This window comes from Marinomonas sp. 15G6-16 (assembly GCF_055809555.1).
The window spans coordinates 1,699,473-1,713,738 of sequence record NZ_CM147916.1; the positions used below are offsets into that span (position 1 = coordinate 1,699,473).

The window sequence follows — 14,266 nt, forward strand, 5'->3', positions numbered from 1 at the left end:
ATGAGTAATAGATTACAATACGGGGCGATGATCGCCCTGTGTTTGTTTGCTTTTAGCTTTTTGCAAATTGACTCAAACCTCAGCCTAATGACCCAATGGCAAATACTCCAAGGTCATGTAGAACAAGATTTCGACCAAATTGATTGGGCATTTTCACGCTTACCGCGATTAGCAATGGCATTGCTAGTAGGCGCTTGTATTGGCTTGATCGGCAGTGTTATTCAGCAACTCACTCGTAATCCTCTGCTATCTCCCACCACTCTCGGAACATCCAGTGGTGCTTGGTTAGGTTTGATTGTTTTATCTATTGCTTGGCCAGAAGGCCAAACTCATTATCAAGCCTTAGCGGCGATGTCAGGTTCCTTACTTGCATTGGGATTAGTGCTACTTATCAGCGGAATCCGACAGCTCACAGGTTTATCCATTGTTCTCTCTGGAATGGCGGTGAACCTTCTATTTGGCGCTATAACCACTGCGCTCATTCTCTTAAATGAAGAATACGCCCAGAACTTATTTATTTGGGGAGCAGGGGATCTTAGCCAAAATGGCTGGGACAAATTTCATTGGTTATGGCCACACTGCTTGGTTGGTATTGCCATATTACTCTATGCAGGAAAACCGCTGACCTTATTACGCCTAGGGCAAAGCGGCGCGAAAGGACGAGGCCTAAATGTCACTGCTCTTTTTCTAATATTAATGTTGTGTGGACTTTGGATGTTATCCGCCGCCATTACCATGGTGGGCGTTATTGGTTTCTTAGGTTTGGTGTCACCCAATCTGGCGCGATTAATTGGTGCTCGAACCGCCACCTCAGAGCTTTACTGGTCAAGCTTACTGGGTGCATTAATTCTTATCATGGCGGACAATTTGGCCTTGTTTATTGGTACATTCAGTTTCGATATCGTACCAACGGGACTCGCCACCGCATTGCTCGGGGCCCCAATGCTAATCTGGCTAATATTGCGCCAGAAAAACCAAGAAACGAATACCAGCTTTCAGACCATTCGTGGGCAATCACACCTGAGTCAAAAAGGCCTATGTTTTGTCTTTGCCTTACTCATTATGATTATTCTGCTTGGCATCTTTTCTCACTTTGAACTCGATCACTTTGTTTTGCACCTTCCCAATGAATTTAGCTGGGAACTAAAGTGGCCACGTTTATTATCCGCCTTATCTGCAGGAGCCGCTATGGCGGTATCTGGTGTGATTATGCAAAGGCTGATTCACAACCCATTGGCGAGCCCAGACTTACTTGGTCTATCCGCTGGGGCCGTATTAGCCATGGTGGGATTCAGTGCTTACTTTGGCATTCGTATGGGGCAACTTGGCCCGCTGGTTGCCTTTGTTGGCAGTATGACAGTGCTGTTTATTCTACTTCTATTAGGTCGTCGTTTCCGCTTCGCAGCCGCGCCAATGATACTTACTGGTGTGGCCTTGTCTGCCTTAATAGAAACACTGGTTCAATTTAGTCTAATGAAAGGTACAGATGAAGTTTACGACATTTTACGTTGGCTCGCAGGTTCCACTTATCGAGTGACATCCGATCAAGCTGTACTCTTATGTGTGGTCAGTAGCGTATTGATATTGCTCAGTCTTAGTTTGCACAAAGTACTCACCCTTATGTCTATGGGGAAAGTAACGGCCGCCGCTCGTGGCGTTGCGGTACGACCAAACTTTGTATTATTACTCATGCTGGCCGCCGCTTTATGTGCATCTGTTACCGCCTTACTTGGCCCTATTGTGTTTATCAGCATTGTGGCTCCACACTTAGCGAGCCTGTTAGGTGCTCGAACTGTGTTATCACAGCTGTCTGTTTCTGCTTTGCTTGGTGCCAGCTTACTGCAATTCTCTGATTGGCTAGGACAAAACCTTATCCACCCTAATCAATTGGCAGCAGGAACCATGGTGGCGATTATCGGTGGGGCGTATTTTATTCTTATCCTACTTAGGAATCGTAGAAGTCTTAGTCGCTAGCTTTTCGATAGCGGCTCCCAGCTTAATTACTGATATAAAGACTGTAACCTTAATACAACCTCCGCTCAGTAAGATATATTATGAACAAGCAACACAGTGTCGATCTAATAGGGAACCCACATGTCATCCGTAACCAATCTATTCTTAGTTAGACACGGCCAAACCGAGTGGAATAAAGAACACCGGCTACAAGGCCATAAAAACTCGCCTCTGACACAAAAGGGCAAAGAACAAGCTCTAGACACCAAACAAGCTTTGCAAGGTTATGAAATACATAAAGCCTATGTCAGCCCTTTGCAGCGGGCTCAAGACACTCTCGCACTCATCATTGATCAACGAGATATAGATGTCGTTATTTCAAACAACTTAAAAGAAATTAACCTTGGGCCTTGGGAAGGAAAAACAAAACCGGAAACCTTATTATCTGATCCTCAGCAATACCATTACTTTTGGCAAGAACAAGACAAGTTCAATTTAGCTGGCGCAGAAACCTATCAACAACTACAGGATCGAGTCGTCTCCGAATTACAGGCGATTTTTTCAAAAGAGAAGGGGAAGAACATATTGATAGTGTCCCATTGGATCGCCATCAAAGCCGCTGTCGCCTATTATAAATCCACACCACTCAGCGACTTATCCTCCTTACCTGATCCTAAAAATGGTGAATACACCATTTTTTCTGAGCCAAATACACAAAACTGATTACGAACTAAATTCCCATGTTATTATGCGATTAGGTGTAATCTACATACAAATAAGTGAGTAAAACTTTCATGACCAATGTAAAACTAGGACAAAAGGTAATCGAAGAAATTGAGGTCTTTATACAAAGCTGAAAGAGCTTAATGCTTTCTACTCTTACAGAAGATAAATTACCTTCTGCTTCCTATGCCCCTTTTGTCACTTATGATCAGCACCTTTATATTTTCATTAGTGGATTAGCCTTGCATACTCAAAACCTAATAGATGATCCTCCTCTGTGCTATTTATAGAAGATGAGGACAACTGCGCTAACGTTTTTGCCAGATTGCGATTGAGTTACCAAATAACATCAAATGTTATTTCAAGAGATGAAGCGCTATGGCAGCCTGTAATCCAGGCTATGACAGAGAAGTTGGGAGACCAAGTCACACAGCTCAGTCAGTTAGGTGATTTTGTTTTATTTCAGCTCACGCCAACATCAGGGCGTTTTGTTAAAGGCTTTGGTAAAGCCTACGAGCTAGAAGGGGACAACTTACAAATAAATTCTATTACTCATATCAGAGGAAACTAATTCAGACTCAATTCATCATGGTCAAATTAGCTTTATGTTTAACAGTACTGAAAGGATTCATTTTATGACCACGATCTCACGTAATGAAAAGCTAGACCTTTATCAAGCGCTTACTAGGTTCAATTACTTTCCTAATCAAAAAGGCTCCATTGTCGACAATAAAGGTGATGGAGAACTGCCTCCTTGTATCAGTACACGCCAATTCACTCCAGATATCTGCGAGTTAATAGCAAACGACGATGGTTTCAAAAATAAGCCTCCTAAAACAGGGGAGGAAGAAAACAGATTTGAAGGATCAAATGGTCGTCAGATGGGTTATGACGTTGTTGAATATAAAGCCACTCGTTTCAATAATATGCCTCGCACTTTGTCTTTAATTCACCCCAAAGCCTATTCTCTTCTTGCTAAATGTATTCATGATAACTGGGATGATATTAAGCATATCCAACACAGTAGCTACAGCCACGTCATTCCCCAGCAGTCTCATGATGGACGTATCATGGTAATGAACTATGGTGAGCAACCTCTTGAACAAACGAACAGACACATTCACTCTAGTTTCGGTATGAAATTTAAAGTATCAACAGATATAGCAAATTGTTTTAACAGCATTTATACCCATGCTATCCCATGGGCACTTGTGGGTTTTGACAAAGCAAAAGCAGACATAAAGTCAGGGTGGCATAACGACTTAGATAAATACCAAAGAAAATGTAAAAGAAATGAAACTCAAGGAATTCCTATAGGGCCAGCCTCATCAAGTATTGTAGCCGAACTTATTCTTCAAGAAGTAGATAAAGCTCTATGCAAAAGAAATTTCAAATTCGAGCGTTACGTTGATGATTACACATGCTTTTGCCCAAGTTATGAAGCAGCACAAGAATTCATATTACAGCTAGGAAAAGAATTAGCCGTTTATAAATTAACTCTAAACCTTCACAAAACAGCAATTACCAAGCTACCTTGCTCTAGCCAAGATGATTGGATATTAAAATTATTAGCAGCATTACCAAGCAAACATGCAAAGCCAGAAGGAACAGAAGAGAAACTTAATGCCGCTGAGACCATCACTTTTATAAATTACGCTATCAAGCTAAACGAATTATCACCAGATGGAAGTGTTTTAAAATATGCATTACGTTTAGTTGTGAATGATCTGGATTATAGTGCAGCTTTTTCGGTATTAGATTTAGTCATCAATCTAGCATGGCACTACCCAACACTCATACCATTTATATCGACACTATTAGACAAACTAAATAAGTATGAACATTTCAATTTCGATAACCAATTTAATCAACTAAATCTAATTATTATCGAAAACGCTAAACAACTAAGATCTGATGGCATGTCTTGGCCTTTGCATATCCTAAAGCACCATAGTCAGCAGCCATCAGAAGAAGCTATTCAAGCTGTCCTAGACAGTAAAGACTGCGTATCGATCACCATTTTATATTCTTTCTTGAAGCAGAAAGAAAAGGTCATCCAGTTTACTCAGGAAATAGTGGAGGAAAGTGACGACTACAGAAAAGACAACTATTGGCTACTCTTATACCAATTGTTTCTTAACAATGATCTTCCAGAGGGCTATTGCAATGACAAAGCTTTCTCTATTCTAAAAGAGTATGCTGTGAACTTTATTCCTGACGACACAGTCACAAAAGCAGAAACAGAATGTGAAGAAAAGCTTAACTCTTTTATTTTCAGTCACATAGATATAGAAGCTTTTATGGATTCTTTAAATAATCAGAAATCATCATAAAGCGGCAGATCACGGTCGTTCCTCCCTCATCATGCCCTACATACAAGTGATGTTTTTTATAATCTGAGGGCACAAAAAAGCGGTTAGAGTTTTTACTCTAACCGCTTTTTTGATTCAACCTTAAGGCGATTAAACGTCTAGGTTGGCGACGCTTAAGGCGTTGTCTTGGATGAAGTTACGGCGAGGCTCTACTTCATCACCCATTAGAGTGGTGAACATTTGGTCAGCGGCAACGGCATCGTCGATGGTAACGCGTAGCATGCGACGAGCATCTGGGTCCATTGTGGTTTCCCAAAGTTGCTCTGGGTTCATCTCTCCCAATCCTTTGTATCGCTGGATGGTCATGCCACGAGAGGCTTCTTTCATCAACCAGGCTTTCATGTCACTGATCGTGTTGACTGGCTCGCGACGCTCGCCACGTTGAATGTAAGACTCATCACCAAACAATTCTTCAACCGTTTCTGCCATGGTCACAATGCGTTTGTATTCCGGAGAGTTGAAGAAAGTGCCTTCAAAGCGGTAACGGTTTGATACGCCGTGAGACATGATATCGACAACAGGTAAGAAGATATTACGCTCTTCGTCTTTCTCAACAGAGAAGTCAAAACGGAAACCTGTACGTGCATCTTGTGGCATTTGGCTACGAATCGCTTCAACCCATTCAGCAACAAAGTCTTCTTTCACCAAATCTTCTTGAGTCAGTGGTTTGCAGTACAGAAGTTTGCTCATAACATCTTTTGGATACACACGAGCCAAACGTTCTAGGTCTGCTTCAATTTTGATGTAATCACGAACCAGTTTCGCTAATGGTTCGCCTTGAATACCTGGAGCATCTTCGTTTACGTGCATGTGAGCGCCATCCAAAGCCACTTCGATCAAGTGTTGATCCAAAGCCGCTTCGTCTTTGATGTATTGCTCTTGCTTACCACGTTTGATTTTGAACAAAGGCGGTTGAGCAATGAAGATATGACCACGTTCGATGATCTCTGGCATTTGACGGAAGAAGAAAGTCAAAAGCAGGGTACGAATGTGTGATCCATCCACGTCGGCATCGGTCATGATAACGATGCTGTGGTAACGCAATTTATCAGCGTTGAATTCGTCACGGCCGATACCGCAACCTAATGCGGTGATCAGAGTGCCTACTTCCGCTGAAGAAAGCATCTTGTCAAAGCGCGCTTTTTCGACGTTTAGGATTTTTCCTTTAAGCGGCAGAATCGCTTGTGTACGACGGTCGCGACCTTGCTTCGCAGAACCACCAGCGGAATCACCCTCCACTAGGTAGATTTCAGAAAGCGCTGGGTCTTTTTCCTGACAGTCAGCCAATTTACCTGGCAAGCCTGCGATGTCTAATGCACCTTTACGACGTGTCATATCACGGGCACGACGCGCTGCTTCACGAGCACGAGCAGCATCGATCATTTTGTTTACGATGATTTTCGCTTCGTTTGGTTTTTCAAGCAGGTATTCAGCAAAGCGTTTTGCCATTTCTTGCTCAACGGCTGTTTTCACTTCAGAAGAAACCAGCTTGTCTTTGGTTTGAGAAGAGAATTTAGGGTCTGGCACTTTCACAGACACAATGGCGGTTAGACCTTCGCGGCTGTCATCGCCTGTTGTTGCGACTTTTTGTTTCTTCGCCAAGCCTTCACTTTCAATGAAGTTGTTTAGAGTACGGGTTAAAGCACCACGGAAACCGGCTAAGTGTGTTCCACCATCACGCTGAGGGATGTTGTTGGTGTAACAGTAAATGTTTTCTTGGAAGCCTTCGTTCCACTGCAATGCCACTTCTACTGCGATGCCGTCTTCTAGGTCATCACGCTGGCAAATGAAGTGGAAAATGTCATTAATCGGCGTTTTGTTGGTGTTCAAATGCTCAACAAAAGAACGCAAACCACCTTCATAGTTAAAGAATTCTTCTTTACCGCTGCGCTCATCTTTCAAGTGAATCGCCACACCAGAGTTTAGGAATGACAACTCACGAAGACGTTTCGCCAAAATATCGTAGATGAAAAGAATGTTGCTGAAGGTTTCAGCAGAAGGTTTGAAATGAACCGTTGTACCTGCGCCGTCAGTATCACCGACGATCGCCAATGGTGCTTGTGGCACACCATGCACATAATCTTGTTCGTAGATTTTGCCATTCTTACGAATGGTTAGAGTCAAACTTTCAGATAGGGCGTTTACAACCGAAACACCCACACCGTGCAAACCGCCAGATACTTTATAAGAGTTATCGTCAAATTTACCGCCGGCATGCAATACCGTCATGATAACTTCGGCAGCAGAAACGCCTTCTTCTTCGTGCATATCAACTGGGATACCACGACCGTTATCTGATACAGAAATCGATTCGTCAGGGTGGATGAGGACAGTAATAGTGTCACAGTGACCTGCTAACGCTTCGTCAATGGAATTATCGACAACTTCGAATACCATGTGGTGCAAACCAGTACCATCGTCTGTATCACCAATGTACATTCCTGGACGTTTACGTACGGCATCTAGCCCTTTGAGCACCTTGATACTGGACGAATCGTAATTATTTTCACTCATTTAACTCTCCTGCAAACCATTGCTCAATAAAGACAGCTCGCCATTATTCATTGAAAATTGGCGAACGTCTGTTGTGTTGGCCCAAGTAAAATCGGTTGTATCAGGCTCAACACTGGTAATAAAAATTTGACTCTCTAACGACTCCAACAACTGACAGAGTTTCTGTCTGTGGTTAGCGTCTAACTCAGCGGGTAAATCATCTACCAAAAACACCAAAGGACGCCCCATGTCGATCAGCAGTTGCCCTTGGGCAATTTTGAGTGCTGAAACCACAAGTTTGAGCTGTCCACGAGACAGCGTATCTAACGCATCACCCGTTGCTGTTTTTACTCTTAAATCTGCTCTTTGCGGGCCAGTATGAGTGTAACCAAGTTCAATATCTCGGCTACGCCCAGCCTCAACCGCCATTTGTAAGCTTTTCTGCGAATCCCAGCCTTGAAAAAACTGTAAATCCACCGAAAGCTCCGTTGTTAACAAAGATAATACCTGAACAAAATGCGGTATTAGCTTTTCAACATAGGCTTTTCGAGACTCGTTCACTTGCTCGCCAAGACGAATTAATTCTTGATCGAATGCCGCTAATAAACTGTCAGACATTTTACCACGTCTGAGCAAGGTATTCCGCTGTTTTAATGCTTTTTGCCACCCTCGCCACGCCTGAATGAAGTCTTTATCAAAATGGAAGGCTCCCCAGTCGATAAATTGGCGTCGGATGCTGGGTGAACCCTCTAATAATTGGAAAGTATCAGGGTTAATTAGCTGTACTGGAAGACGTTCAGCAAGCTCAACAACAGATTGCGCCCGTTGACCTTGGATACGCACATCAATTTGACCATCACGGTGACGCTGCAAACCGACGGGAATGGGACTGCCATGTTCTTGATGTAATTGAGCAAACACCAAACAATGCTCTGTTTCATGCTGAATGTAGGTTTTATGTTTGTGGCTACGAAAAGAGCGACCGAAAGATAACAGGTGAATGGCTTCTAATATGGACGTTTTTCCACTGCCATTTTTGCCAACGATCACATTCACTTGGGGTGAAGGTTCAAAACGCACACTTGAAAGGTTGCGAACATGAGAAATGTCCAGACGCACCAGTGGCATAACGCTTAAACCTTAATCAGGGTAGGGAAGACCCGTTTGGCTTTTAACGCGATAAAACGCCAAACGGGGGTTTTCTCATTCATCTCATTAGAGACGCATTGGCATCACAACGTATTGTGCTGCATGGCTTTGAGCTTCTTCGATCAAAGCACTGCTGTTTGCATCGTTTAATGACAAGCGTACTTCTTGCGTATCAACAACGCCAAGAACATCAAGCAAGTAACCGACGTTAAAGCCTACTTCGATGTTATCGCCTTGGTATTGAACCAATACGGATTCTTCTGCTTCTTCTTGCTCTGGGTTGTTCGCAAAGACTTGCAACATGCCATTAGAAAGAATCAGACGAACGCCACGGTATTTCTCATTCGACAAGATAGAAGCACGTAAGAATACTTGGCGAAGCTCTAAACGATCCGCAATGACGATTTTCTCGTTATTACGTGGAATCACTCGATGATAATCAGGGAATTTACCGTCCACCAGCTTGGAAGTGAAAATGTAATCCGCTACTTTTGCACGAATGTGGTTTGTACCTATTGATAACTCAACAACGTCATCTGTATCGCTTAGTAAGCGATTCAATTCTAAAACGCCTTTACGAGGCATGATAACTTGCGTCAAATCACCAGATACTTGAGCATCTTCAACCGCTGTTGCTAAACGGTGCCCGTCAGTTGCAACAACGCGTAATTGGCCGTCTGCCACTTCTAGCAACATACCATTTAGGTAATAACGAACGTCTTGGTTCGCCATGGCAAAACCCGTACGGTCGATTAAACGGCGTACGCTGTTTTGTGCAATCGCAACCGTTAGGTCACCTTGCATGTCTTGGATATTTGGGAATTCATCAGCAGGCAATGTGGATAAGCTAAAGCGTGAACGACCAGAACGAATGACGGCTTTTTGGTCATCCAATGTGAACTCAATCACAGCGCTGTCTGGTAGGCTTTTGCAAATATCCATTAGCTTACGAGCAGGAACCGTAATACGACCTTCTTCACACTCATCTAGTGGCACATGGCCAATCAACTCTACTTCTAAATCTGAGCCAGTTAAAGTCAGTACTTGGTCTTTAACTTCTACCAAAACATTGGCCAAGACTGGCATTGTTTGTTTGCGCTCTACCACGCCTGCTACGAGTTGTAGTGGCTTGAGAAGTGTCTCGCGGACGACTGAAAATTTCATTATTTTCCTCGTAAACTCAAAGTCTTAGACCATCAAGTGGTCAGAATTCGCATTAATTGTTTGTAATCTTCACGGATATCGGAATCGGTATCTTGCAGTTCTTTAATTTTACGAATCGCATGCAAGGCTGTCGTATGGTCACGACCACCAAATGCATCACCAATTTCTGGCAAACTGTGATTCGTAAGCTCTTTCGCTAATGACATGGCCACTTGGCGAGGGCGAGCAACTGAACGACTTCGACGTTTAGACAGCAAGTCACTGATCTTAATTTTGTAATATTCCGCCACAATTCGTTGGATATTATCAATGTTCACCAACTTATCTTGCAAGGCCAAAAGATCTTTTAATGATTCGCGGACGAAATCTGGCGTAATGGCTCTTCCCGTAAAATGAGAGTTGGCAATAACGCGTTTCAAAGCACCTTCTAATTCTCGCACATTGGAGCGTATTTTCTGCGCGATAAAGAAAGCAGAATCATAGGATAACTTAATACCACTTTCATCCGCTTTGCGCATTAAGATTGCGACTCGTGTTTCCAGTTCTGGCGGTTCAATGGCAACCGTTAATCCCCAGCCGAAGCGGGATTTCAAACGGTCTTCTAAACCTTGAATCTCTTTCGGGTAGCGGTCACAAGTCAGAATCATTTGCTGACCACCTTCTAGCAAAGCATTGAAGGTGTGGAAAAATTCTTCTTGTGTTCGGTCTTTACCAGCAAAAAACTGAATATCATCAATCAATAAAGCATCAACTGAGCGATAGTAACGTTTAAAGTCATTAATGGCGTTTAATTGCAACGCTTTAACCATGTCTGCCACAAAACGCTCTGAGTGCAGATAAACCACTTTCGCATTCGGATTATGGCGCATTAGCTCTGTACCAACGGCTTGCATTAAGTGAGTTTTACCCAGACCAACGCCACCGTAAATAAAGAGTGGGTTATAAGCACCGCCTGGATTTTCTGCTACTTGCAATGCGGCAGCATGAGCTAGTTGGTTCGATTTACCTTCGACGAAGTTATCAAAGGTAAATGAGTTATTCAGGTTGGCTCCGTGATTAATACCACCTTCTACTTGTACCTTACGCTTCGGCGCTGACAAAGGCAGTTGTCCTTGTTCGTAAGGTTCAAGATCACCACTGAGTCCTTTGCCTGTTGGTGAAAGAGTAAGCGGGGCTTCAAACTCAAGGTCCGCGTGAGGCGTACCTTCTTCATCATCCATTAAACCAAAACCAGGACGATAGCCAGACTCTCTCGCCACTTCATTATTTAAAGGGCTAGGGCTGGGCTCATTCGAAACAGGTGGAGGAGGCGGTGACATAGAGCCCGCTTGTGCAAAACTTTGCGCTTTGACTTCAAGCTTTAATGTAGGGGCAAGACCATCGCCAGCAAATTCGGACAATAGCTCTTTAATGCGCGTTTGATATTTATTGCTCACCCAATCCAACACAAATCGGTTCGGTGCACTTAGGCACAACTCTCCGTTAGGCATCATTTCAGCCTGTAATGGACGAATCCAGGTGTTGAACTGAGATGTGGAAAACTCCCCCTGCAAACGCTGCAGACAAAGATCCCAATGCTCCAAAGACACTGTAGACGTACTCCTTGAGTTGAATGGCAGATAAGAAGCGGATTTTACATCGGACAATTTAAGTTATCCACACATAAATAGAATAAAAGCAAAACACTTCTTCCACGAGAAAATGTTCATAACACCTAAAGTTATACACAGCAGTAGATAAAAAATATATTTTGTGCATAAAACACTAGGTTATACACACTTAAAATTTTGTTATTTTTAACTTACTCACAAAAAATATTAAAAATAACCCTCTGATTTTTATACACATTAATTCAAAAAAAACGGAACCTGTGGATATATTTTTGATTTTTAAAATTTTTTATCCACTAAAGGGGTAAAAGTCTGTGCATAAGCATGTAATGGATTGTGTGTCTATTTATTTAACAAAATAACGAGGTTAAGCATTGAATTTACTGGGGAAAGGCTCTAAAATCCGCGCCCTGATTTAACAATCAAATGTAGAGGCTTGGCGACCGCTAACCCTCAAAACTGAAACACTGCTTCAGTGAGAGAAGAACGATGAAAAGAACTTTCCAACCTAGCGTTTTAAAACGCAAACGTAACCACGGATTCCGTGCTCGTATGGCTACTAAAAGCGGACGTCAAATCGTCGCTCGTCGTCGTGCTCGCGGCCGTAAGGTATTAAGCGCATAAACACGCTGATGACCGATGATTATTGTTTTCCCCGGCATGTCAGACTTCTGAATGCCGGGGATTATCAATCAGTCTTTAACAACACCTCCGCAAAAGTCTTTGCAGGCGAATTCCTTTTATTGGCACGAAAAAGAGATGATAACCAAACTCGGTTAGGTCTTATTGTGTCTAAAAAAACGGATAAACGTGCTGTAGGCAGGAATCGTATCAAACGTTTGGTGCGTGATTCCTTTCGTCACCACAAAACCCCTCTTGCAGGTCTCGATATTGTTTTCTTGGCGCGCCAAGGAATCAAAGAGCTGGATAACCCTAATTTGCACAGTCGACTCGATAAAGCATGGAGCCAACTGGCAAAAAAAGCGCTAAAACCATCTCAAAATAAAAAACGCGAGCACTCTAAGCAAAAATAGGCTGAAAAAACTGCCAAAGGCTGTTTTAATAACGCGTGATTTTAATCAGGGTTCTCTGAACCTATTGTCCAACCAAACAAATTAGTTGAATACCATGGATTTCAGACGTTACTTTTTATGGGGTGCGCTTTTTATCAGTGGCTACCTGCTGTTTTTACAGTGGAGCCAAGATTATGGTCCTCAGTCGACTCAAAGCGTAGCTCAAAGCACTCAAACCGAAACAAACTCTCAAGTTAGCGATGATTTGCCTTTAGCATCTCAAAGCACAACCGACGCCAATGCCGAAATTCCTCAGAATGTAACCACTGTTGCACCAGGAAAACTCATTGAAGTAACAACCGATACACTTCGTGTTGCTATTAACCCTGTTGGTGGTGACCTTGTTAAAGCAGCATTGCTGAATTACAAAAAAGAATTAGGCCAGCCTGACTCTTTCGTCATCTTAGAAGACAACACTGAACGTACTTATATTACGCAAAGTGGTTTGATCGGTAAAAACGGTCCAGACGCTTCAACAGAAGGTCGTCCGGTTTATCAATCAGAACAAACATCCTATAGCTTGATGGATGGTGAAGATTCCCTTGATGTGAACCTGTATTACACAGATGCAAAAGGCGTGAAATACACTAAAACCTTCCGTTTCACGAAAGGTAAATACAGTATTCGTCAGCTAATTACCGTTGATAATGCTTCTTCCGATGTTTGGATTGGTAACTTATTTGCGCAAATTAAGCGTGACAATTCAGAAGATCCAAGCCAAGCAAGTGGTATGGGCTTACAGCCTTACCTTGGTGGCGCGATTTCTGATGAAGAGAATAAGTACAACAAGATCTCTTTTTCCGATATGGAAGAAGATCCTGTTAAGAAATCAACCACTCAAGGTTGGGTAGCTATCTTACAACATTACTTTGTTTCTGCTTGGATTCCTGAGCAAGGCCAAAAAGTAACACTGCAAGCTCGTACAAATAATGGTTTCAACATTATTGGCTTTACAGGCTCAGCGGTTGAAGTTGCACCAGACAAACAAGGTACTTTGGCATCTACGTTTTACGTTGGTCCAAAACTACAAGATCAACTTGAAGAAACAGCTGCAAACCTAGACTTAACCGTAGATTATGGTTGGTTATGGTGGTTGGCTAAGCCTTTATTCTGGTTACTAACAGCAATTCAATCTGTTGTGATCAACTGGGGTGTGGCTATCATCTTGATCGTAGTGTGTGTGAAAGCCATCTTCTTCAAGCTTTCTGCGGCAAGTTACCGTTCTATGGCCAAAATGCGTAAATTCGGGCCTGAAATTGCCAAGCTGAAAGAACAGTATGGCGATGACCGTCAGAAGATGTCGCAAGAAATGATGTCTTTGTATAAGAAAGAAAAAATTAACCCCTTGGGCGGCTGTTTACCTATTTTGGTACAAATGCCAGTTTTCCTTTCTCTATACTGGGTATTAATGGAGTCGGTTGAGTTACGTCATGCACCATTCTTCTTATGGATTAATGACTTGTCAGCAATGGACCCATTCTTTGTACTGCCTATTTTGATGGGTGTGAGTATGTTGGGACAACAAATGCTGAACCCAACGCCTCCAGATCCAATGCAAGCTAGAATCATGAAGATCATGCCGATCGCATTTACTTTCTTCTTCTTATGGTTCCCATCTGGTTTGGTTCTGTACTGGGTATGTAACAACACCTTGTCGATTGTACAGCAGTACATCATTACCAAACGCATTGAAAAAGAAGCCTAGCACACCAAAGTGTGACGTTAAGTT

The 14,266-nt window shown here is 42.7% G+C and carries 11 protein-coding genes; 7 read left to right on the forward strand and 4 right to left on the reverse strand.

Annotated elements, in window-relative coordinates:
* From fhuB to drt4, 4 genes are all read left to right on the forward strand, one after another.
* On the forward strand, window positions 1-1,974 hold the full coding sequence (fhuB, locus tag AC0L46_RS08275; RefSeq protein WP_473502862.1) for a Fe(3+)-hydroxamate ABC transporter permease FhuB: 1,974 nt from the start codon (window positions 1-3) through the stop codon (window positions 1,972-1,974).
* 120 nt (window positions 1,975-2,094) lie between these two features.
* Entirely contained in the window at window positions 2,095-2,676 is a 582-nt protein-coding gene (locus AC0L46_RS08280; RefSeq protein WP_473502864.1) for a histidine phosphatase family protein, read from the forward strand.
* A gap of 331 nt (window positions 2,677-3,007) precedes the next feature.
* Entirely contained in the window at window positions 3,008-3,247 is a 240-nt protein-coding gene (locus AC0L46_RS08285; RefSeq protein WP_473502866.1) for a hypothetical protein, read from the forward strand.
* A gap of 64 nt (window positions 3,248-3,311) precedes the next feature.
* Window positions 3,312-5,009, forward strand: a complete 1,698-nt coding sequence (gene drt4 / locus AC0L46_RS08290) for an antiviral reverse transcriptase Drt4 (protein WP_473502868.1) — start codon at window positions 3,312-3,314, stop codon at window positions 5,007-5,009.
* Between the two features lie 129 nt (window positions 5,010-5,138).
* Here the strand turns inward: drt4 and gyrB are convergent, their stop codons facing one another.
* The 4 genes from gyrB to dnaA form a co-directional block, all read right to left on the reverse strand.
* Window positions 5,139-7,562: a DNA topoisomerase (ATP-hydrolyzing) subunit B gene (gene gyrB, locus AC0L46_RS08295; protein WP_473502870.1), complete on the reverse strand. Its 2,424-nt coding sequence runs from the start codon at window positions 7,560-7,562 to the stop codon at window positions 5,139-5,141.
* Complete coding sequence (gene recF, locus AC0L46_RS08300; RefSeq protein ID WP_473502872.1) at window positions 7,563-8,669, reverse strand: DNA replication/repair protein RecF; 1,107 nt, start codon at window positions 8,667-8,669, stop codon at window positions 7,563-7,565.
* 87 nt (window positions 8,670-8,756) lie between these two features.
* Window positions 8,757-9,854, reverse strand: coding sequence for a DNA polymerase III subunit beta (gene dnaN / locus AC0L46_RS08305; protein WP_347983668.1), 1,098 nt, complete (start codon window positions 9,852-9,854; stop codon window positions 8,757-8,759).
* A 32-nt stretch (window positions 9,855-9,886) separates the two neighbouring features.
* A complete protein-coding gene (gene dnaA / locus AC0L46_RS08310) occupies window positions 9,887-11,443 on the reverse strand; it encodes a chromosomal replication initiator protein DnaA (RefSeq protein WP_414681578.1) in 1,557 nt (518 codons plus the stop codon).
* A 510-nt stretch (window positions 11,444-11,953) separates the two neighbouring features.
* Here dnaA and rpmH point away from each other — a divergent pair.
* The 3 genes from rpmH (at window position 11,954) to yidC (ending at window position 14,242) form a co-directional block, all read left to right on the forward strand.
* A complete protein-coding gene (gene rpmH / locus AC0L46_RS08315; RefSeq protein ID WP_084035504.1) occupies window positions 11,954-12,088 on the forward strand; it encodes a 50S ribosomal protein L34 in 135 nt (44 codons plus the stop codon).
* Between the two features lie 8 nt (window positions 12,089-12,096).
* Window positions 12,097-12,498, forward strand: a complete 402-nt coding sequence (gene rnpA, locus AC0L46_RS08320) for a ribonuclease P protein component (RefSeq protein WP_317005567.1) — start codon at window positions 12,097-12,099, stop codon at window positions 12,496-12,498.
* 94 nt (window positions 12,499-12,592) lie between these two features.
* Entirely contained in the window at window positions 12,593-14,242 is a 1,650-nt protein-coding gene (yidC, locus tag AC0L46_RS08325; RefSeq protein ID WP_473502874.1) for a membrane protein insertase YidC, read from the forward strand.
* Window positions 14,243-14,266: the final 24 nt, after the last annotated feature.